Genomic DNA, 20,725 nt, shown 5'->3' with positions numbered 1-20,725 from the left:
CGCGTGGCCACGACGACCAGGAGCGCCTATCGCGCCGCCGTCCGTGCCGACCGCGACGGGTCGGGACCCACGATCGACGAGCGCCCGCCCGCCCGGTTCCCCGGTGCGACGGCGGCCTTCGCCCTCCTGGGCGAGGTGCTCCTCATCGGTCTTCTCATCACGGTCGCCTCGCTCCCGGTGGTGACGCTGCCCGCGGCTCTCGCGGCGGGCATCCGGCACATGCGTCGATTCATCGCCGCCGAGCACGCCCCCGTCGCCGGATTCTGGCGCGACACCCTGCGCGGTGCCCTCGGCGGGGCCGTCGTCGGAATCGTCGCGGCGATCCTCGCCGGCATCCTGCTCCTGGACATCGACCTCGCCCGCTCGGGATTCCTCCCGGGCGGAGTCGCGATCGAGATCGTCGGCTGGGCCGGGCTGGCATCCGTGGCGATCGCGGTCCTCCTCGCCGCCGGGTCCTGGTCGCCCGAGACCGGCTGGCGTGCCGCACTGCGGACGGTGCCCGCGGCAGCCCGTGCCGACATCGTGGGAGTCGTGTATCTGCTCGCGACGGCCGTCTTCGTCGTGGTACTCACGTGGGTGCTCCCACCCCTGTTCATCGCCGCGATCGGCTGCACGGCCCTGGCCGTCGTGGCCGTCCCGCAGCGGCCGCGCCGCCGCATCCACTGATCCGTCTTCATGAAGGAAGCGACCATGACGATCACCCGCGCCCGCATCGATCCCCGGGCCGAGATCGCCGACATCGATCGCCGCGTCTTCGGCGGGTTCGTCGAGCACCTCGGCCGTCATATCTACGACGGCATCTTCGAACCGGGTCATGAGACCGCGGATGCCGATGGATTCCGTGCCGACGTCGTCGCACTCGTCCGCGAGCTCGGCGTGAGCACGATCCGCTACCCGGGCGGCAACTTCGTCTCGGGCTATCGGTGGGAGGACGGCGTCGGCCCGAAAGACCAGCGCCCGAGAAGGCTCGACCTCGCCTGGCACGCGACCGAGACCAACCAGGTCGGCCTGCACGAGTTCCAGGACTGGCTCGACAAGGTCGGGTCAGACCTCATGCTCGCCGTCAACCTCGGCACGCGCGGCACCGCCGAGGCTCTCGACCTGCTCGAGTACGCCAACACGTCGGTCGCGACAACGCGCACCGCGGAGCGCGCGGCCAACGGGCGTCCCGCTCCGTTCGCGGTGAAGATGTGGGGCCTCGGCAACGAGATGGACGGTCCGTGGCAGCTCGGTCATCGCAACGCCGACGACTACGGAAAGCTCGCGTCGCGGACGGCGAAGGGGATGCGGCAGCTCGACCCTTCGATCGAGCTCGTGGTATGCGGCTCGTCGGGTCGGAGCATGCCGACGTTCGGATCGTGGGAGCGCACCGTGCTGGAGCACACGTTCGACGACGTCGACTTCATCTCGTGCCACGCCTACTACCAGGAGCGCGACGGCGACGCCCAGGAGTTCCTCGCCTCTGCGGTCGACATGTCGAAGTTCATCGAGTCGGTCGTCGAGACGGCCGATCACGTCGCGGCCGTGAAGAAGAGCGACAAGCGCATCATGCTCTCGTTCGACGAATGGAACGTGTGGTACCTCTCGAAGTGGGACGAGCAGGCTGTCACCTACGGTCCCGACGAGTGGCCCGTCGCTCCCCGTCAGCTCGAGGATCAGTACCACGCCCTCGACGCCGTCGTCTTCGGAGATCTGCTCATCACCCTGCTGCAGCACGCGGATCGCGTGCGCTCGGCGTCGTTGGCCCAGCTCGTGAACGTCATCGCCCCGATCATGACCGAGCCCGGCGGGATCGCCTGGCGTCAGACGACGTTCTTCCCCTTCTCGATCACCTCGCGCCTCGCGGGTGAGCGCGCGATCCGCGTTCCCGTCGACACCGGCACGTTCGCCAGTGCGCAGTTCGGCGAGGTCCCGAACGTCAACGCCGTCGCGACCGTCGACGACGGGGGAGTCTCGCTCTTCGTCGTGAATCGGTCGACGACGGATGCCGCGGACCTGCGCATCGACCTGTCGGCCTTCGGCGAGGATCTCGCACTGGTGGAGTCGCATCTGCTCCACGAGGACGACCCGTACGCCGCGAACACGCTCGCCGACCCTGAGCGCGTCGGCGTGCGACCCATCGACGGCGCGACGCTCGAGGCATCCACTCTCACGGCCGTTCTGCCGCCCGTCAGCTGGGCGGCCCTCCGGTTCGCCTGAGCCGTTCGGAAAGCGCTTGCGCGTTCTCCCGATCCTGTGATTCACTATTGGAAAACGTTTACCCGATTATCTCGGGTCCTTCGAGAAAGCAGACGCCGTGACCGACACGACCCTCGCCGCAACCCCCGCCGAGACGCGCCCCGACGTGCGCGAGATCGGCATCATCATGAACGGCGTCTCGGGCCGCATGGGCTACCGCCAGCACCTCGTGCGGTCGATCCTCGCCATCCGCGACCAGGGCGGTATCGAGCTGTCCGACGGCACGAAGGTCACGGTCAAGCCGCTCCTCGTGGGGCGGAGTGAGGCGAAGCTCGCCGACCTCGCCGCGAAGCACGGCATCGAGGACTGGACGACGGATCTGGATGCCGCGCTCGCCGACCCGCGGTGGGAGATCTACGCCGACTTCCTCGTCACGAAGGCGCGCTCCTCGGCGCTGCGCAGGGCCATCGCCGCCGGCAAGACCATCTACACCGAGAAGCCGACGGCGGAGACGGCCGCAGAGGCCCTCGAGCTCGCGAACCTCGCCGCCGCGGCGGGCGTGAAGACCGGCGTCGTGCACGACAAGCTCTACCTGCCGGGCCTTCAGAAGCTCAAGCGGCTCATCGACTCGGGCTTCTTCGGGCGCATCCTGTCGGTGCGCGGCGAGTTCGGCTACTGGGTCTTCGAGGGGGACTGGCAGCCCGCGCAGCGACCGTCCTGGAACTACCGTGCCGAAGACGGCGGCGGAATCATCGTCGACATGTTCCCGCACTGGAACTACGTGCTCGAGAACCTCTTCGGTGAAGTGACCTCGGTCTACGCGCAGGCCGCCGTGCACATCGCCGATCGCTGGGACGAGAACGGCGAGCATTACACCGCCACGGCCGAGGACGCCGCCTACGGCATCTTCGAGCTGTCGAGCGAGCAGGGCGACATCGTCGCCCAGATCAACTCCTCGTGGACCGTGCGCGTCAACCGCGACGAGCTCGTCGAGTTCCACGTCGATGGGACGCACGGCTCTGCCGTCGTGGGCCTCTTCGGCGCCAAGGTGCAGCACCGCAATCAGACGCCCAAGCCGGTGTGGAACCCGGACCTCGCCGACGACCACGACTACGACGCCGACTGGGCGGACGTGCCGGTGAACGACGTCTTCCAGAACGGGTTCCGCCAGCAGTGGGAGGAGTTCCTCGAGTCCTACGTGCTCGACACCCCCTACGAATTCGACCTGCTCTCGGGTGCGCGCGGGGTGCAGCTGGCCGAAGCCGGACTGCAGTCGAGCCGCGAAGGTCGCAAGATCGCCCTGCCGACGCTGTCGCTGGACTGACGCATGCTGCACCTCCTCTCGGCCGACGGCGTCGTCTCGCGCGTCGAGCTCGCCGGCGCACCGGACTTCGCGAAGCCGACCGGGCCGCTCCGGTCGCGTGTCGCCTACGCCGCAGCCCACGTCGTACCCGTGACGTGGGGCGACAACACTCCCGGACAGCCGGCGCAGGTCGACTGGGACGCCACGCTCGACTTCCGCCGCTCGGTCTACTCGTGGGGCCTCGGGGTCGCCGACGCGATGGACACGGCGCAGCGGAACATGGGGCTGGATGCCGCGGCCACCCGCGAGCTCATCTCCCGATCGGCGCAGGTCGCGCGCGAAGCGGGCGGCTCCGTCGTCGTCGGCGTCAACACCGACCATGTCGAGGCCGAGCACCTCTCTCTCGGCGAAGTTGTCGACGCGTACAGGGAGCAGCTGCACTTCACCGAGGAACAGGGCGCCGGTCCCGTGCTGATGGCCTCGCGGCACCTCGCCCGCGTCGCCGAGTCCGCCGACGACTACCGCCGCGTGTACCGCGAGGTCCTGAGATCCGCGACGGTCCCGGTCGTCCTCCACTGGCTCGGCACCGCGTTCGATCCGTCGCTCGAGGGCTACTTCGGCTCGAGCGACTGGCGACTCGCGTCGGAGGTGCTGCTCGAGATCATCGCCGAGAACCCGGGCGCGGTGTCGGGCGTCAAGATGAGCCTGCTGGATGCCGCCTCCGAGGTCTCGGTGCGGGAGCGCCTGCCCGAGGGCGTGCGCATGTTCACGGGCGACGACTTCAACTACGTCGGCCTCATCGCCGGCGCCGACGTGCCCGAGGCGGCGCAGCCCGAGCGCGACCCGGCATCCTCTCGTCAGCACTCCGACGCCCTGCTCGGCGCGTTCGCCGCCCTCACCCCCGTCGCCTCCGCGGCGATCCAGGCGCTCGATGCGGGCGACCCGGCGCGCTACCTCGCGATCCTCGGCCCGACGGAGGAGCTCAGCCGCCAGATCTTCGCGGCGCCGACCTTCTACTACAAGACCGGAGTCGCCTTCCTCTCGTGGCTCAACGGTCACCAGCCCGCTTTCCAGATGGTGGCGGGCCTGCACTCGGCCCGCAGCCTGTCCCACCTCAGCCGCATCGTCGAACTCGCGAACGCGTCGCACGCGCTCGAGCAGCCCGAGCTCGCCGCTGCCCGCTGGCACGGGATGCTCCGCCAGTCCGGAATCGACATCCCGGGGGTGCTCTCATGACCGTCGACCCGCGCCTGTCCATCAATCAGGCCACGATCAAGCGCGCCGACCTCGCCACGGCACTGCGGGTGACGGCGGATGCCGGTGTCCAGGCCATCGGCCTCTGGCGGGAGCCGGTCAACGAGGTCGGTCTCGACACGGCGGCCCGCATGCTGACCGATTCCGGACTGCGTGTCACCACCCATTGCCGCGGCGGGTTCTTCACGGTTCCCGACGGCGCCGCGCGCGTCGCGGCACTCGACGACAACCGCCGCGCGATCGACGAGACCGCGACGCTCGCCGCGGCCGGTGCCGAGGGATCCACCGCGATCCTCGTGCTCGTCGCCGGGGGGCTGCCGGACGGCTCGCGCGATCTCGTCGGCGCGCGCGAGCGCGTCCGCGACGCGATCGGAGAACTGGCTCCGGATGCCGCGGCCGCCGGGGTGACGCTCGCGATCGAGCCGCTGCATCCCATGTACGTCACCGACCGCGCCGTCGTGTCGACCCTCGGCCAGGCGCTCGACATCGCGGCCGACTTCGATGCGTCGGTCGTCGGAGCGACAGTGGACACGTTCCACGTCTTCTGGGATCCGGATGTCCACACCCAGATCGCCCGCGCCGGACGCGAGGGCCGGATCGCCACGTACCAGGTGTGCGATTGGAAGACACCGCTGCCCGCCGACGTCCTTCTCAGCCGCCATTACCCGGGTGACGGCGTGATCGACTTCGCCTCGCTGACCCGGGCCGTCGAAGCCGCGGGCTACACGGGAGACATCGAAGTCGAGATCTTCCACGCCGACATCTGGGCCGCCGACCCCGCCGAAGTCGTACGCCGCACCGCCTCGGCATTCGGCGAGGTCGTCTCACCACACCTCTCTGCCGCCCTAGACTCGGCCTGATGTCCGAGACCACCGTCGACGCCGGTCGCGAGCGCCCCCGCGGCGTCGCCGCGACCCTGCACGACGTGGCGCGCGAGGCGGGGGTGTCGCTCGCGACCGCCTCACGGGTGCTCAACGGCTCGACCCGCAAAGTGGCGGAGTCCTACCGCGAGCGCGTCGAGGCCGCCGCCGCCCGCCTCGGGTACAGCGCGAACCTCTCCGCGCAGGCGACGGCTCGCGGGACGTCGGGGATCATCGCGCTGCTCGTGGCCGACATCGCCGACCCCTACTTCGGCCAGATCGCCTCGGGTGTCGCACGCGGCGCCGACGAGGCGGGCCTCATCGTCACGATCGCGATCACCGAGCGCGATCCCGACCGCGAGGTCCGGCTCGTGCGGGCCCTGCGCGGCCAGCGACCCCGGGGGCTCATCCTCGCGGCATCGCGCACGACGGGCGGCACGACGCCCGAGCTCCAGCAGGAGCTCGACGCACTGGCCGCATCCGGCGGCCGCATCGTCGCGCTGGGTCGCGGAATCGACGACGTCCGCACCGTCATCATCGACAACCTCGCGGGGGCGCGTGCGCTCGCCTCGTCCCTCGCGGGACTCGGCTACCGCAGGGCGGTCATCCTCGCGGCGTACGCGGGCATGCGCACCTCCGACGATCGCGTCGCGGGCTTCACCGAGGGCTTCACCTCGGGGGGCGGTGAGCCGCCGCGCGTCTACCGCGGGGGCTTCACCCGCGATTCGGGTGAGCGTCTGATGCACGAGGCGCTGGAGGACGGGATCGAGCCGGGGACCCTCGTGTTCGGTGTCAACGACGTCGTCGCGATCGGCGCCCTCGCCGCGATCCGCGCCGCCGGACGCTCCGTGGGTCACGACATCGCGCTCGCGGGATTCGACGACATCCCCACCGGCCGCGACGTCACGCCCGCGCTCACCACCGTGCGGGTGCCGCTCGAGGCCGTCGGCCACGAGACGCTGCGCGCCGCCGTCGACGCGGACTGGACGGTCGATCCCGCGGCGCTCGAGCTCTCGGTGGAGCTGCGCGACAGCACGCCCCCGCGATGACGGTCGTCTTCGCCCCCGACAGCTTCAAGGGCTCCATCGCCGCGACCGCGGCGGCGGCCGCTCTCGCCGAGGGGTGGGCCGACGTGCGGCCCGACGACGACGCCGTGCTGCTCCCGATGGCGGACGGCGGCGAGGGAACCCTGGACGCCTTCGCCGCGGCCGTTCCCGGCGCGACCCGCATGCCGGTCGTCGTGACGGGGCCCGACGGAGCGACGATGGATGCTTCGTGGCTCCGGCTGCCCGACGGCACCGCCGTCGTCGAGCTCGCCTCGACCTCCGGCATCGAGCTGCTGGGCGATCGTCGGCTCCCCTGGGACGCCCACACTCTCGGCTTCGGGCAGGCCGTGGCGGCGGCACTCGATGCGGGGGCGACCCGACTCGTCCTCGGCATCGGCTCGAGCGCGTCGACCGACGGCGGAACCGGCCTGCTGGCAGCCCTCGGCGCACGGTTCCTCGACGGGGAGGGTCGCGATGCGCCGGAAGGCGCTCGGGGGCTCGCCCGAATCGCTCGGATCGACCTCGGCGGTCTTCGCCCAGCGCCCGCAGGCGGCGTGCTCGTGCTGTCCGACGTCACGAATCCCCTCCTCGGCCCGTCAGGGGCCGCGGCGGTGTTCGGGCCTCAGAAGGGTCTGGATGCCGTCGGGATCGCCGATGCCGATGCCGCGCTGGCTTCCCTCGCTCGTCTGATCGACGTCGACCCGGCGACGCCGGGCGCCGGCGCCGCCGGGGGGACGGGTTTCGCCCTGCTCGCGTGGGGTGCGTCGCTCGTGCCCGGCTCGGCCGAGGTCGCAGACCTGATCGGCCTGCGCGCGGCGGTGGCCGAGGCATCCATCGTCATCACGGGCGAAGGCTCGTTCGACGCGCAGTCGGCGGGCGGCAAGGCCCCCGCTCAGGTCGCCGCGATCGCGGCCGAGACGGGCACGCGGGCGGGACTGGTCGCAGGACGCATCGCTGCGGATGCCGACACTTCGGCGTTCGCGGCATCCGTCTCCCTCACGGCTCTCGCGGGCTCGCCCGCTGCCGCTCTCGCAGACCCCGCGCACTGGCTGCGCGTCGCAGGCGCCGAACTCGCGGCCGCGCTCGACGCCGCGAACTGATCAGCGGAGCGTCACCGCCGTCCAGGACACCGGGGGAAGGCTGACTGTCAGGGTTCCGCTCGAGATGTCTACGGAGTCGTTGTCCCGCAGCTGCACGCGAGTCTGGTCTGCGAAGGTGTTCGCGGCGTGGATGTCCTCGTCATGGATCATGTAGGTCTCGCCGACAGAGACCGGCCCGAGGCTCGAGATGTCGACGGTGACCGTGGCGTCTTGGTCGAGACTGCGGTTGACGAGGAACACCGCTGTCTGACCGCTCGCACCGTCGAATGTCGCGACGGCGTCCACGACCGAGACAGGCCCGTACATCCCCGTCTCGTACGTGGGACTTTCGAGCTTGAGCTCGAGTGCGCTTCCCCGCGCAAGGCGCGACGTCACCGCGAAGGGGAAGAACGTCGTCTGGCGCCAAGCGTCCCCTCCTGGCTCCGTCATGATCGGTGCGATGACGTTGACCAGCTGCGCGAGACTCGCCGAGGTGACGCGATCGGCATGGCGGATGAGGGAGATCAGGAGGTTGCCGAACACGACGGCATCCATCACCGAGTACGAGTCCTCCAGGAGCCGCGGAGCGACAGGCCACTGGTCCACGGACGTGATCTTGTCGACGTCTCGATATCGCGATTGATACCAGACGTTCCACTCGTCGAACGAGATGCGCATCGTCTTGTCGTTGCCGCGGACGGCCTTGACGTGATCGGCGGTCGCGACAACCGAGTCGATGAAGCGATCCATGTCGACCGCTGACGCGAGGAAGCTGCCGTAGTCGTCATCGACCGGTTCGTAGTACGCGTGGCACGAGATGAAGTCGACGTCGTCGTACGTCTCCTCCAGCACGACGCGCTCCCACGTGCCGAAAGTCGGCATCTGGGCGCCAGAGCTGCCGCAGACCACGAGCTCCAGGTCGGGGTCGACTTGACGCATGGCCCGGGCGGTCTTGGATGCGAGCCTCGCATAGTCTCGCGCCGTCCCGTGGCCGAGCTGCCAGGGACCGTCCATCTCGTTACCCAGGCACCACATCCGCACGTTGTGCGGCTCGGTGGCGCCGTTGGCCACACGCTGATCCGAAAGTGCGGTCCCCGAACGATGGTTCGCGTACTCCAGGACATCCAGGGCCTCCTGCACCCCGCGGGTGCCGAGGTTCACGGCGTACATCAGTTCACTGCCGACGGTGCGCGACCATTGCGCGAAGTCGTCGAGGCCCACTTCGTTCGTCTCGGTCGAGTGCCACGCGAGATCCAGCCGACGGGGGCGCTCAGCGCGCGGTCCGACCCCGTCCTCCCAACGATAGCCCGAGACGAAGTTGCCGCCGGGGTAGCGGATCGTCGCGACCCCGAGCTCTTTCACGAGGTCGATCACGTCCGTCCGGAAGCCCGAGTCGTCGGCTCGGGGGTGCGTGGGCTCGTAGATGCCGTCGTAGACGCAGCGCCCGAGGTGCTCGACGAACGACCCGAACAGTCGGCGGTTGATGGGCCCGACGACGAAGTGCGGGTCGATGGTGAGACGTGCGGAGATCATGGTCCTCTTCTCGAGTAGTCGTGGAGACGGGGGCGGGCGGTGCTACTTGAGGCTCCCGATGGCGAGCCCACCTCGCCAGTAGCGCTGGAGCGTGAGGAACGCGATGATGAGCGGGATCACCGAGACGAGCGAGCCGAGCACGATGATGCTCCACAGACTCTGACCGCCGGCCGCGCCGTACGTGGACGCCGTCGACTGCCAGAGGCCGATGCCCACCGTGACGGGGAACAGCCGGTTGTCCGACAGCATGACGAGCGGTAGGAAGTAGTTGTTCCACGACGCGACGACCGACAGCAGCAGCACGGTCACGATGGCGGGCCGCAGGAGCGGCAGGGCGACCTGGACGAACGAGCGGAACTCTCCCGCCCCGTCCACGCGTGCGGCGTCGAGCAGCTCGTCGGGAACCGCGTCGCGCGCGTAGACGTTCATGAGGTAGACCCCGAACGGATTGAGGAGTGTCGGGAAGATCACCGCCCAGATCGTGTTCGTCCACCCCACCTGAGCGAACAGCACGAACGTCGGGATCACGAGCGCCGTCGTGGGCACCATGACCGCGCCCAGCAGGATCGCAAACGAGAAACGCCGGCCGGCGAAGCTGTACTTCGCCAGTCCATAGCCGGCGAGGACGGCCAGCGCCGTAGCGCCGATGCCGCCGACGAGCGCGTACAGCGCCGAGTTGGCGAGCCACCGCGCGTAGATGCCGCCCCCGTAGGTGAACAGGTCGATGAAGTTCTGGACGTAGTTGATGTCGTCGGCGAACCACAGCGAGCTGCCTCCGCCGAACAGACCGGCCGAGCTCTTGGAGCTGTTGACGATGAGCCACCAGAACGGGATGAGGAAGTACAGCATCAGCAGCCCGAGCACGATGTTCAGGGGCACGCGTGCCGGCTTGCGTGGCGACGTGCGGCGCTCCAGGCCCTTGCGGGGCGAGCGGCGTGCGTCGGTGCGCTCGATGGGCGTGACGCTCATGAGGTGAAGCTCCCTCGCTTGCGGGTCGCGAACAGGAATATGTACACGCACACGAACACCACGGCACCCAGAGCGAACGAGATGGTCGCGCCGTAGTTGTAGTTCGCGAGCGAGAACGCCTGCTGGTAGGCGTACATGTTCGGGGTGAAGTCGTTCGGGATCGCACCTGCGGCGAGCTGTTGGAGGATCTGCGGCTCGTTGAAGAACTGCAGTGTTCCGATGAGCGCGAAGACGAGGATCAGCAGGAGCGCCGGGGTCAGGAGCGGGATCTTGATCCGCAGGACGATCTGCCACTGCGAGGCGCCGTCGATGCGAGCAGCCTCGTAGAGCGTCGGATCGATGCCCTGCAATGCCGCGTAGATGATGATCATGTAGTAGCCCGCCCACTGCCACGTCACGATGTTGAGCAGGCCGTAGAAGATCAGGCTCGAGCTGAGGAAATCCGGGGCCTGCTGGCCGAAGGCCTCGAAGATCTCGGCCAGCGGGCCGAAGTTGTCGCTGTAGAGGAACCCCCACATGAGCGCGCCGATCACGGTCGGGATCGCGTAGGGCAGGAAGATCATGAGTCGTGAGAAGCGGGCGTAGCGGGTGACCACGATGTCGAGGATGAGAGCGATCGCCAGCGAGACGGCCATCTGCAGGGGGATGAGCACGAGCGAGAACCTGATGACGAACCAGACGCCGTCGAGGAACGACGGGTCGGTGAAGGCCTTCGCGTAGTTGCCGAACAGCACGAACTTCGTGCCGCCGATCAGCGACTTCTGGAACATGCTCAAGTAGAGGGCGTAGCCGATCGGGAGCACGAGGAGGGCGAGGAAGACGATCCCGAACGGCCCGACGAAGAGCCAGCCCATCAGGTTCTGGCGGGCTGCGGTAGACCTGCGGCGCTTCGTCGGGATGGCGACGTCTTCGAGCGTGGTGGTCATGATTTCTTCTCCAGTGTGTGAAGGGAACGACCCGAGGGCCGGCCGGCGCGAGCGCGGGCCGGCCCCCGGGTTCGGGGTCACTTGACGGTGAACCCCTGCTCCTCGGCGTAGGCCACCACATCCGCCTGGAGGGCATCCGCTGCTTCGGAGCCGGTCGCGGAGCCATCGATGATGGCGGCGATCTGGTTCGTCAGCGCAGAGTAGTAGTACTGTCCGAGCGGCGTGTACGTCATGCCCGTGTAGGCGTTGGCCGCCGGGACGTACACCTCCTTGTTGGCCTGCTGGCCGCTGAAGAAGGGCACCTCGTAGTCCTGGAACTCCGTCGAGTCGAGCACGTCGACGTTCAGCGGGAAGATGATCTGGTCCTGCCAGCCCTCATCCAGCGACGCCTGATCCGCATAGACGCCGAAGGCCACCTTGGCGGCGAGTTCGGGGTTCTGCGCCTGGCTGCTCACCACGAAGGCCGAACCGCCCCAGTTGATGGCGATCGGATTGTCGGGGTCCCACTGGGGCATCGGGGCGGTGGCCCACACGCCGGCATCCGCGCCTTCGCCGACTCCGGCTCCCTGGAGGTATCCCGGGGCCCACGCCGCCGAGAGGTAGGTGGCGTAGTCTCCGCCGATCACGCCGGCGATGTACTCGGGGGTGAACTGGTCTTCGGTGCCCACCAGGCCCTTGTCGACGAGGCCGTCCCAGTAGTCGAGGACCTCCTTGATCTCGGGGCTGTTCAGGTTGATCCCGATCTCGCCTTCGGCCGAGGGGTCGTACGTGAACGGCTCGGCGCCGTTTCCGTAGAAGTACGCCGTGGCCGTCGCGGGCTGGTTGGCCGCGAAGCTGGCGAAGACCGGTCCGCCCGCGTCCTTCAGTGCCTGCGCCGTCGTCTCGAGCTCAGCCCAGGTGGTGGGAGCGGTGAGACCGTATTGCTCGAAGATGTCGGTGCGGTAGATCATCCCCATCGGACCGCCGTCGACCGGAGCTCCGTAGATGGCGTCGCCGACCGACACGTCCTTCCACGCGCCTTCGCTGAAGTTGTCCTTCACGTCCTCGTAGCCCAGATCGGTGAGGTCGACGAGCGCCTCCTGGATCTGGAAGGCGGGCACGCGGTCGGCTTCGATCATCATGACGTCGGGCGCGCCGCTGCCCGCAGAGATGGCGGTCTGGAACTTGTCGTAGGCGTCTCCGCCGGCGCCGGCGTTCGTCCAGCAGACCTGGACGTCGTCGTTGTCGGCGTTGAAGTTGTCGACGACCGTCTCCATGTTCGGATACCACGCCCACATCGTCACGACGGGAGCGTCGGTCTTGGAGATCGTGTTGGTGCAGTTCGTCGCGTCGTTCCCGCCGTCGGTGGTTTCGTCCCCGCCGCCGGTGCACGCGGCGAGCGCGGCCGCGAGAGCGAGAATCGCCCCCGCAGCAATGACTGGTTTCGTCTTCACGGTGTTCCTTTCGGATGCTGGACTTCTCTGTCGGTGCAACACCACGTTGCGAGCATTCGGAACTTTCAGCAGCTCTTCCTTGATGTGCTGGCCCTGGTGTACAACGTTGTATATCAACGTTGTACACCGAGGATCCCAGCGCAGCTCGTGCATGTCAAGATCTCAGAGGATCGACGTGCGCCACCGTCCTCGCGCTCTATCGCGAAGACGGCGGGAGCGTCGCGGCCGTGGGCTCCGTGGGCGCTAGAGTTGCGGAATCGCGTGGACGGGGGGAAAGCGATGGGTGCGACGATGCACGATGTCGCCCGCGCGGCCGGCGTCTCGATCAAGACCGTCTCCAACGTCGTCAACGACTATCCGCACGTCAGCCGCGACACGCGTGACCGCGTCGAGAGGGCTATCGCCGAACTGGACTACCGGCCCAATCTTTCGGCGCGCGGATTGCGTTCGGGGCGCACGGGGATCATCGGCCTCGCCGTCCCCGCGCTTCGTGAGAACTACTTCGCTGAGCTCGCCGACTCCGTCATCCGTGCCGCTGAGAGACGCGGCCTGGGGGTCGTTGTGGAGCAGACGAGCGAGGAGAGATCCCGCGAGATCCTCGCTGTATCGGGCGGACCGCGTCGCTTCATCGACGGACTGCTCTTCAGCCCCGTCGCCCTCGGGCAGGAGGACGTCGACGTGCTCGACGTCCCGTTCCCCCTGGTGCTTCTGGGGGAACGCATCTTCGGCGGACCGACCGACCACGTCACGATGCACAACACGACATCGGCCGAGGCGGCCGTCGCGCATTTGGTCGCTCTCGGCCGCCGACGCATCGCGCTCGTCGGCGCGAGCACCGGCGATGCCGATGACATCAGTTCTGCAGGTCTGCGCCTTCTCGGCTATCGACGCGGTCTCGAAGCCGCCGGCATCCGTTTCGATCCTCGCTTGGTGCGCGGGAGCGGGCACTGGAGCCGCGAGTCCGGGCTCGCCACCATGCGCCATCTCTTCGCCGACGAGGTGTCCTTCGACGCCGTCTTCGCGCTCAACGACACGCTCGCGCTCGGGGTGCTGCGGGCTCTCGGCGAGGAGGGTCTCCGAGTCCCCGAGGACGTCGCCGTCATCGGCTTCGACAACATCGACGAGGCGCGCTTCTCGCTGCCGTCGCTGACCTCTGTCGACACCGGCCGGGCGGCTATCGCCGAGATGGCGGTGGAGCTCCTCGTCGAGCGCATCAACGAGAAGGGCACCCGACGGCCGCCTCGCACCCTGAAGCCGGAGTTCTCGATCGTGGAGCGCGAGTCGACCGCCGTGGGCGCCACGCTCGAGGTTGCGGATTCGCTGTGACCAGCGCCCGCCGCTCGCTGTAGGAACCCCACCAACCCGGCGGACGCTGTCTGTCCCGACGCGACAGAGTTTCCGCACGCCCTCACAGCGGAGGGATAGGGTCCGGAACATCTCGCACAATGCCGTTCGAGGAGGAACAGTGACCCCCCGCACTTCATCGACAGCCCGCCTTCGCCGCACCCTGATCGCCGTCGCGGCTGCAGCCGCGCTCATCATCGCCCCGCTGACGGCGGCGCACGCGGCCCCCGCGCCCGCGAACGATCTCGACGACACGTGCGCCGTCCTGCGCGTCGGATCCGGCACGAACAACTACGTGACGCGCGGCTCGGTCGGCTACGGCACGAACGGCTCGGCGTCGGCCGCGACCAAGGTGCGCTTCGAGGCGACCGACCTCGGGCGGTACCGCCTCATCGATCACAGAGGCGGCGTGCTGTACCTGAGCGTCGTCAACACCGTCATGCCGGGCTCGCGCTACGGCGACCGCGCGGACTGGACGATCACCCGCGACGGGTCGACGTACCAGATCACGGCGACGAACTACGGCAAGCGCATCGGCTCCTTCCTCGGCGGACTCGTCGCCGCGAACGGCACGTTCACGTTCGTCCCGGCGACCGGCTGCGCGGGGGTCGCCGACGTAGCGACCAACGTGTCGGGCACGCCGCAGCCCGCGGTGAACGCCGACGGCACGCTGAACGGCTTCATCGACGCGCACACGCACATCACGGCCGCGGTGGGCTTCGGCGGCAAGATGCGCTGCGGCACGCCGTTCCACCCCGGTGGCGTCGAAGAGGCACTGAAGGGATGCCTCTCCCACTCCGCGATCGGGGCCTCCGGATACACGGGTGCGCTGATCGCAGGAACCGACCCGTTCATGGACTACAAGGGCTGGCCGACGTTCAAGGACTGGCCGACCCCCACGACGCTCCTGCACGAGCAGGCGTACTGGAAGGGGATCCAGCGCACCTGGCAGTCCGGCGAGCGCGTCATGAACGCCCTCCTCGTCGCCAACCGCGTGATCTGCGAGGTCTACCCCGAGAAGGTCACGAGCTGCGACGAGATGGAGCAGCTCCGGCTGCAGGCGCAGTACCTCGTCGACATGCAGGACTACATCGACGCGCAGTCGGGCGGGCCGGGCAAGGGCTTCTTCCGCATCGCCAAGACGCCGGCGGACGTGCGCGCGATCGCCGCTCAGGGCAAACTCGCCGTCATCGTCGGCGTCGAGAACTCCGAGCTGTTCGGCTGCCGGCAGATCCTCGACGCGCCGCAGTGCACGACGGCGCAGATCGACGCCGGGCTCGACGAGATCCAGTCGTGGGGTGTCAGCAACATCTACCCCGTCCACAAGTTCGACAACGCCTTCGGCGGCACGCGGTTCGACTCGGGTACGCAGGGTGCCGCGGTCAACATCGGCAACAAGGTGTCGACGGGCAACTTCTGGCAGGTCGAGTCGTGCCCGACGGCGGCGCACGACAACGAGCAGCCCCTCCGCAGCGACCTCGTCGCCGGTCTGCTCTCGACATCCGGACTGCCGGCCGGAACGATCGTGCCGGTGTATCCGAACGGACCGGTGTGCAACATCCGAGGCCTCACCGATCTCGGCCGCTACCTCGTCGATCGGGCCATGGACCGCGGCATCATGATCAACATCGACCACATGAGCGTCAAGACGGCGGACGCCGTGCTGCAGCTGGCCGAACAGCGCGGGTACCCGGGTGTGCTGACGTCGCACACGTGGTCGGACCGCTCGATGATCGCCCGCATCGCGAACGTCGGCGGCTTCGTCGGCTCGTACGCGAACGCGGCCTTCGACCAGGGCGGACGCGAGGGCTTCGTCGACGAGTGGCGCGAGAACCGTGCCGCCGCGGCACCCGGCGCGATCCCCGCGTACGGCTTCGGCTCGGATGTCAACGGGCTCGGCGCGCAGGCGGCGGCACGGGCGGGTGCGGCATCCGACCCCGTCGTCTACCCGCTGACGGCGCTCAACGGCGTGACGCTCGGCAAGTACACCGTCGGACAGCGCACGTACGACGTCAATGTCGACGGCGTCGCGACGTACGGGCTGCAGGCGGACTGGACGGTGGATGTCGTCCATGCCGCCGGTGCCGACGGCCCCCTGCTGAAGCAGCAGCTCATGTCGGGCGCCGAGCACTATGTGAAGGTCTGGGAGGCCGCGATCGCCTGGTAGCCCCCGAACCCACTCACTTCGCGCGGACCCACCCGCTTTCGTCGACAGAACTGCGTGGGTTCGGCGAGAGTGGTTGGGTTCGACGACGCGGGTGGATGCTGCGGGCTACGCGCCGAGAGCCTCCGACACGACCGCGCGGGCCTCGGCCTGCACCTCGGCGAGATGCTCGGGCCCGCGCAGGCTCTCGGCGTAGAGCTTGTAGACGTCCTCCGTGCCCGAGGGGCGCGCGGCGAACCACGCGTGCTCGGTCTGCACCTTCAGCCCGCCGATCGCGGCGCCGTTGCCCGGCGCGTGCGACAGCTTGCCCGTGATGGGCTCTCCCGCGAGCTCGGTCGCGGCGACCGCCTCGGGAGCCAGGCGAGCCAGCTGCGCCTTCTGCGCGGGAGTGGCCGGCGCATCGACTCGCTGATAGGCGGATGAGCCGTACTCGGCCTCGAGCTCGGCGTAACGCTGCGAGGGAGTCTTGCCCGTCACGGCGAGGATCTCGGCGGCGAGCAGGCACAGCAGGATGCCGTCCTTGTCGGTCGTCCAGACCGAGCCGTCGCGGCGGAGGAAGGAGGCGCCGGCCGACTCCTCGCCGCCGAACGCGATCGAGCCGTCGAGCAGCCCGGGCACGAACCACTTGAACCCGACCGGCACTTCGTAGAGCTTGCGGCCGAGCGCCGCCACCACCTTGTCGATGATCATCGACGACACGAGGGTCTTGCCGACCGCGGCATCCGTCGGCCACCCCTCGCGGTGCGAGTAGAGATAGTCGATCGCGACCGCGAGGTAGTGGTTGGGGTTCATGAGGCCCGCATCGGGCGTCACGATGCCGTGCCGGTCGGCGTCGGCGTCGTTGCCCGTCAGGATGTCGTACTCGTGCCGGCGCTCGACGAGCGAGGCCATCGCCGACGGCGACGACGGATCCATGCGGATCTTCTCGTCCCAGTCGAGCGTCATGAACCTCCACGTGGGATCCACGTCGGGGTTCACGACCGTCAGGTCGAGTCCGTACTTCTCGCCGATGAGCGCCCAGTACTCGACCGAGGCGCCACCGAGGGGGTCGGCGCCGATCCGCACGCCCGCCTCGCGGATCGCGTCGAGGTCGATGATCGAGCCGAGGTCCGCCACGTATCCCTCGCGGAAGTCGTAGTCTCCGATCGCGTCGCCGTCGAGATCCTTGAACGGCGTGCGCGCGACCCCTTCGAGCTTCGCGGCGATGAGCTCGTTCGCGCGATCGGCGATCCACCCGGTCGCGTCGGTGTCGGCGGGTCCGCCGTTGGGCGGGTTGTACTTGAACCCGCCGTCGCGGGGCGGGTTGTGCGACGGGGTCACCACGATGCCGTCGGAGCGGCCGCGGTCGTCCAGCGCCCGGCCGTGGTTGTAGGTCAGGATCGCGTGGCTGAGGGCGGGGGTCGGCACCCAGGCATCCCGGCTGTCGACGCGGACGTCGATGCCGTTGGCGACGAGCACCTCGATCGCGCTGCGCTCCGCCGGGAGCGACAGCCCGTGCGTGTCGCGTCCGAGGAAGAGCGGACCCTCGATGCCCTGCGACCGCCGGTAGTCGACGATCGCCTGCGTCGTGGCGAGGATGTGCCATTCGTTGAAGCTCGTCGACAGTGACGAGCCGCGATGGCCGCTCGTGCCGAAGGCGACGCGCTGCTCGGGCACCGTCGGATCGGGCACTCGGTCGTAGTACGCGGAGATGAGCTCATCGATGTCGATGAGGTCGGAGGATTCGGCGGGCTGTCCTGCGCGGCTCATGGCTTCAGTCTGCCGCTTTCGAGGGCGGATGTCGCGACCTTGACGGGCCCGGCGGCATGCAACGATGTAGACGGCGCGCCGTCGCGCCCCGATCGACGGAGGAATCACATCGTGAGCAAGCAGGCGCTCATCGTCCGCGGAGGATGGGAAGGACACAAGCCCGTCGAGAGCACCGACCTGTTCGTCCCCTTCCTCGAGGCGCAGGATTACGACATCCGCATCGAGCCGTCGCCGGCCGTCTACGCCGACGCCGCTGTCATGTCGGAGGTGGATGTCATCGTCCAGTCCGTCACGATGTCGACGATCGAACGCGCCGAGCTCGAGGGCCTGCGCAACGCCGTCGCCGCGGGTACGGGCCTGACCGGCTGGCACGGCGGCATCGCGGACTCGTTCCGCGCATCGTCGGACTACCTGCAGCTCGTGGGCGGCCAGTTCGCCACGCACCCGAGCAAGCACCCCGACGAGGTCATCGGCGCCGAGACCGACAACTTCCTGCGCTACACGGTCGAGATGACCGACCTCGGTCGCGAGCATCCCATCACCCGCGGCATCCCGGACTTCGAACTCGAGACCGAGCAGTACTGGGTGCTCACCGACGAGCTCAACGACGTGCTCGCGACGACGACGCATCCCGCCCCCGCGTGGCATCCCTGGCAGCGCGCTCTCACCACCCCCGCCGTGTGGACGCGCCGCTGGGGGAGCGGTCGCATCGCCGTCGCGACCCCGGGCCACAGTCCGGACGTGCTGCGCAACGAGCACGTCCGCACCATCGTCGAGAGGAGCATCCTGTGGGTCAGCCGCACGGCATCGGCATCGTAGGGCTCGGCGCGATCAGCGCGGCGTACCTCGACACGCTCGCGCTCGCGAAGGGAATCCGCATCGCCGCCGTCGCCGACCTCGACGCGTCGCGCGCGCACGCGCTGGCGGAGAGGCTTCCGGATGCCGCGGCCCTCACCGTCGCGGAACTGCTCGCATCCCCCGACGTGGACACGGTGCTCAACCTCACCATCCCCGCGGCCCACGCAGAGATCGCCCTCGCAGCCCTCGCCGCCGGCAAGGACGTCTACGGGGAGAAGCCGCTCGCTGCCGACCTGCCTGCGGCTCTGGACATGCTCGCCGCGGCGACGGCCGCCGGACGCGGCCTCGGCAGCGCGCCGGACACCGTGCTGGGCACGGGCACCCAGACCGCGCGCGTCGCGATCGACGACGGACTGATCGGGCGCCCGACGGCGGCGACGGCGGTCATGGTGACGCCGGGGCACGAGCGCTGGCATCCGAATCCCGACTTCTACTACCGCCCCGGCGGCGGCCCGCTTCTCGACATGGGTCCCTACTACGTGACGGCGCTCGTGCAGCTGCTCGGCCCGATCCGCTCCGTCGTCGGCTCCGCGAGCACGCCCCGCACGACCCGCACGATCGGCAGCGGGCCGCGCGCGGGCGAGATCATCGAGGTCGACGTCGAGACGCACGTGTCGGGGGTTCTCGAGCACGAGAGCGGCGTCCTGTCGACCCTCACGACGAGCTTCGACGCGACGCGCACGACGGCGGCGCCGATCGAGGTGCACGGCGACGAGGGCAGCCTCGTCGTGCCCGACCCGAACACGTTCGCCGGCGACGTGCGGCTCATCCGCACCGGCGACCCCGACTGGCGCACCCTCGCCCCGTCGGCGGGGTACGCCGACAGCGCGCGGGGTGTCGGGCTCATCGACTTCGTCACGGCGACGCCCGATCGCCCGGCCCGCGCGGCGGGCGCACTGGCGCTGCACGTGCTCGAAGCGATGACGGCGCTCCTCGCGTCGGCTCGCTCGGGCTCGCGGGTCACCCTCGAGTCGACGGCCGTGCGGCCTGCGCTCGTCCCGCTCACCCCGCGGGACGAATGGCTCCGCTTCGCCTGACGGACGTCGCGTCCGGCTCAGCTCGCGAGGTGCGCCGCGTGCGCGATGACGCTGTCGAGCGTCGCGCGCAGGGCCGGCGAGTCCGCCTGCGTGCGGCGATGGATGGCGAGCACGTCCCGCGTCGAGGCCGGTCCCGCCGTCGGGATCGCCACGACTCCCGGTCCGAGCTCTCCGCGGCCGAGCCGGGGGATCAGCGCGACCGCCAGACCGGCGCGCGCCAGCTCGAGGTGATTCTCGAACTCCATGGACTCGTGCACGATCCGCGGGGCGTTGGGGACGCCGTCGAACAGGCGTCGCAGCCACTGGCGGCAGATGGTGGATTCGAACGTCGCGACCCACTTCTCGCCCGCGAGCTCTTCCGGGTGCACGACATCGCGCGTCGCGAGCGGATGATCCGTGCGCAGGATGACGTCGGCGGCATCGGTGAAGAGCGGAGTCGCGACGACCTGGTCCGGCATCGCGAGCGCGACCCCGCCCCAACGGTGGACGATGCCGAGGTCCCGCTGACCCGAAGCCACCAGAGCGATCGACTCCCACGGTTCGCTCTCGCGCAGCGAGAGCGCGAGGCCCGGGTGCCGCTCGGCGAGATCGGTCAGCACGGTCGTCATGAGCCCGCGGACGACCGTCGAGAACGCGGCAAGGCGGATCTCGCCCACGACGCGGGCGTCTTCGGCGGCCGTGACGTGGAGGTCGGCGCGCAGGCGCTCGAGGTCGGCGAGGATCGGCGTGGATGCCACGACGAGCCGGGTGCCCGCCTCGGTCAGCACGACACCGCGCCCGGCCCGCTCGAGCAGCGCCACGCCGGTCTCCTTCTCGAGCCGCTTCACCTGCTGCGAGACCGCCGACGGCGTGTAGCCCAGTGTCGTCGCGGCCGCGACGACACTGCCCTGCATCGCCACGGCACGCAGCGAGATGACGGCCTCGAGATCGATCATGCAGCCACGCTACCGAATGATCGCGATAAACCATCGCTTGTCCTTCATCCGGGGGCG

17 protein-coding genes are annotated in these 20,725 nt (G+C 69.3%); 11 read left to right on the top strand and 6 right to left on the bottom strand.

The window, feature by feature from the left end:
* The first annotated feature begins 3 nt into the window (after window positions 1-3).
* From ACTIFV_RS00205 to ACTIFV_RS00175, 7 genes are all read left to right on the top strand, one after another.
* The gene (locus ACTIFV_RS00205; RefSeq protein ID WP_439590789.1) at window positions 4-666 is read left to right on the top strand and encodes a hypothetical protein; all 663 of its coding nucleotides are present in this window, start codon (window positions 4-6) and stop codon (window positions 664-666) included.
* Between the two features lie 24 nt (window positions 667-690).
* Window positions 691-2,199, top strand: a complete 1,509-nt coding sequence (gene arfA, locus ACTIFV_RS00200) for an arabinosylfuranosidase ArfA (protein ID WP_439590788.1) — start codon at window positions 691-693, stop codon at window positions 2,197-2,199.
* A 97-nt stretch (window positions 2,200-2,296) separates the two neighbouring features.
* The gene (locus ACTIFV_RS00195; protein ID WP_439590787.1) at window positions 2,297-3,502 is read left to right on the top strand and encodes a Gfo/Idh/MocA family protein; all 1,206 of its coding nucleotides are present in this window, start codon (window positions 2,297-2,299) and stop codon (window positions 3,500-3,502) included.
* 3 nt (window positions 3,503-3,505) lie between these two features.
* Complete coding sequence (locus ACTIFV_RS00190; protein ID WP_439590786.1) at window positions 3,506-4,717, top strand: dihydrodipicolinate synthase family protein; 1,212 nt, start codon at window positions 3,506-3,508, stop codon at window positions 4,715-4,717.
* Window positions 4,714-5,595 carry a sugar phosphate isomerase/epimerase family protein gene (locus ACTIFV_RS00185; protein ID WP_439590785.1) on the top strand — a complete coding sequence of 294 codons (882 nt, stop codon included), beginning with the start codon at window positions 4,714-4,716 and terminating at the stop codon, window positions 5,593-5,595. The genes ACTIFV_RS00190 and ACTIFV_RS00185 overlap by 4 nt, the downstream gene beginning before the upstream one ends.
* On the top strand, window positions 5,595-6,644 hold the full coding sequence (locus tag ACTIFV_RS00180; protein WP_439590784.1) for a LacI family DNA-binding transcriptional regulator: 1,050 nt from the start codon (window positions 5,595-5,597) through the stop codon (window positions 6,642-6,644). Before ACTIFV_RS00185 ends, ACTIFV_RS00180 begins: the two co-directional genes overlap by 1 nt.
* On the top strand, window positions 6,641-7,741 hold the full coding sequence (locus ACTIFV_RS00175) for a glycerate kinase (protein ID WP_439590783.1): 1,101 nt from the start codon (window positions 6,641-6,643) through the stop codon (window positions 7,739-7,741). The genes ACTIFV_RS00180 and ACTIFV_RS00175 overlap by 4 nt, the downstream gene beginning before the upstream one ends.
* On the opposite strand, the gene arfA (ACTIFV_RS00170) is transcribed toward ACTIFV_RS00175, so the two are convergent.
* The 4 genes from arfA (ACTIFV_RS00170) to ACTIFV_RS00155 form a co-directional block, all read right to left on the bottom strand.
* Window positions 7,742-9,253: an arabinosylfuranosidase ArfA gene (gene arfA, locus ACTIFV_RS00170; RefSeq protein ID WP_439590782.1), complete on the bottom strand. Its 1,512-nt coding sequence runs from the start codon at window positions 9,251-9,253 to the stop codon at window positions 7,742-7,744.
* Between the two features lie 42 nt (window positions 9,254-9,295).
* The gene (locus tag ACTIFV_RS00165; RefSeq protein ID WP_439590781.1) at window positions 9,296-10,222 is read right to left on the bottom strand and encodes a carbohydrate ABC transporter permease; all 927 of its coding nucleotides are present in this window, start codon (window positions 10,220-10,222) and stop codon (window positions 9,296-9,298) included.
* Window positions 10,219-11,148 (bottom strand): carbohydrate ABC transporter permease, encoded by a 930-nt coding sequence (locus ACTIFV_RS00160; protein ID WP_439590780.1) that lies wholly within the window; start codon window positions 11,146-11,148, stop codon window positions 10,219-10,221. Before ACTIFV_RS00160 ends, ACTIFV_RS00165 begins: the two co-directional genes overlap by 4 nt.
* Before the next feature lie 77 nt (window positions 11,149-11,225).
* Window positions 11,226-12,581 (bottom strand): ABC transporter substrate-binding protein, encoded by a 1,356-nt coding sequence (locus tag ACTIFV_RS00155; protein ID WP_439590779.1) that lies wholly within the window; start codon window positions 12,579-12,581, stop codon window positions 11,226-11,228.
* Window positions 12,582-12,842: 261 nt separating this feature from the next.
* Here ACTIFV_RS00155 and ACTIFV_RS00150 point away from each other — a divergent pair, with 261 nt between their 5' ends.
* Both ACTIFV_RS00150 and ACTIFV_RS00145 read left to right on the top strand, forming a co-directional pair.
* A complete protein-coding gene (locus ACTIFV_RS00150; RefSeq protein WP_439590778.1) occupies window positions 12,843-13,907 on the top strand; it encodes a LacI family DNA-binding transcriptional regulator in 1,065 nt (354 codons plus the stop codon).
* Between the two features lie 139 nt (window positions 13,908-14,046).
* Window positions 14,047-16,092 (top strand): hypothetical protein, encoded by a 2,046-nt coding sequence (locus tag ACTIFV_RS00145; protein ID WP_439590777.1) that lies wholly within the window; start codon window positions 14,047-14,049, stop codon window positions 16,090-16,092.
* Between the two features lie 105 nt (window positions 16,093-16,197).
* On the opposite strand, the gene pgm is transcribed toward ACTIFV_RS00145, so the two are convergent.
* Window positions 16,198-17,838, bottom strand: a complete 1,641-nt coding sequence (gene pgm, locus ACTIFV_RS00140; protein ID WP_439590776.1) for a phosphoglucomutase (alpha-D-glucose-1,6-bisphosphate-dependent) — start codon at window positions 17,836-17,838, stop codon at window positions 16,198-16,200.
* A gap of 111 nt (window positions 17,839-17,949) precedes the next feature.
* Here pgm and ACTIFV_RS00135 point away from each other — a divergent pair, with 111 nt between their 5' ends.
* Both ACTIFV_RS00135 and ACTIFV_RS00130 read left to right on the top strand, forming a co-directional pair.
* Window positions 17,950-18,657 (top strand): ThuA domain-containing protein, encoded by a 708-nt coding sequence (locus tag ACTIFV_RS00135; protein ID WP_439590775.1) that lies wholly within the window; start codon window positions 17,950-17,952, stop codon window positions 18,655-18,657.
* Window positions 18,627-19,733, top strand: a complete 1,107-nt coding sequence (locus tag ACTIFV_RS00130) for a Gfo/Idh/MocA family protein (protein WP_439590774.1) — start codon at window positions 18,627-18,629, stop codon at window positions 19,731-19,733. Before ACTIFV_RS00135 ends, ACTIFV_RS00130 begins: the two co-directional genes overlap by 31 nt.
* Window positions 19,734-19,750: 17 nt before the next feature.
* Here ACTIFV_RS00130 and ACTIFV_RS00125 read toward each other — a convergent pair whose 3' ends face one another.
* Entirely contained in the window at window positions 19,751-20,668 is a 918-nt protein-coding gene (locus tag ACTIFV_RS00125) for a LysR family transcriptional regulator (RefSeq protein WP_439590773.1), read from the bottom strand.
* Window positions 20,669-20,725: the final 57 nt, after the last annotated feature.

The organism is Microbacterium sp. (assembly GCF_051860965.1).
Classification (GTDB): Bacteria; Actinomycetota; Actinomycetes; order Actinomycetales; family Microbacteriaceae; genus Microbacterium.
This window is presented reverse-complemented; position numbering and strand designations above follow the sequence as displayed.

Coding starts and splice junctions, on each gene's coding strand:
- ACTIFV_RS00160 (WP_439590780.1), bottom strand. CDS start 11,148: ATGACCACCACGCTCGAAGACGTCGCCATCCCGACGAAGCGCCGCAGG.
- ACTIFV_RS00190 (WP_439590786.1), top strand. CDS start 3,506: ATGCTGCACCTCCTCTCGGCCGACGGCGTCGTCTCGCGCGTCGAGCTC.
- pgm (WP_439590776.1), bottom strand. CDS start 17,838: ATGAGCCGCGCAGGACAGCCCGCCGAATCCTCCGACCTCATCGACATC.
- ACTIFV_RS00185 (WP_439590785.1), top strand. CDS start 4,714: ATGACCGTCGACCCGCGCCTGTCCATCAATCAGGCCACGATCAAGCGC.
- ACTIFV_RS00125 (WP_439590773.1), bottom strand. CDS start 20,668: ATGATCGATCTCGAGGCCGTCATCTCGCTGCGTGCCGTGGCGATGCAG.
- arfA (WP_439590788.1), top strand. CDS start 691: ATGACGATCACCCGCGCCCGCATCGATCCCCGGGCCGAGATCGCCGAC.
- ACTIFV_RS00175 (WP_439590783.1), top strand. CDS start 6,641: ATGACGGTCGTCTTCGCCCCCGACAGCTTCAAGGGCTCCATCGCCGCG.
- ACTIFV_RS00165 (WP_439590781.1), bottom strand. CDS start 10,222: ATGAGCGTCACGCCCATCGAGCGCACCGACGCACGCCGCTCGCCCCGC.
- ACTIFV_RS00180 (WP_439590784.1), top strand. CDS start 5,595: ATGTCCGAGACCACCGTCGACGCCGGTCGCGAGCGCCCCCGCGGCGTC.
- arfA (WP_439590782.1), bottom strand. CDS start 9,253: ATGATCTCCGCACGTCTCACCATCGACCCGCACTTCGTCGTCGGGCCC.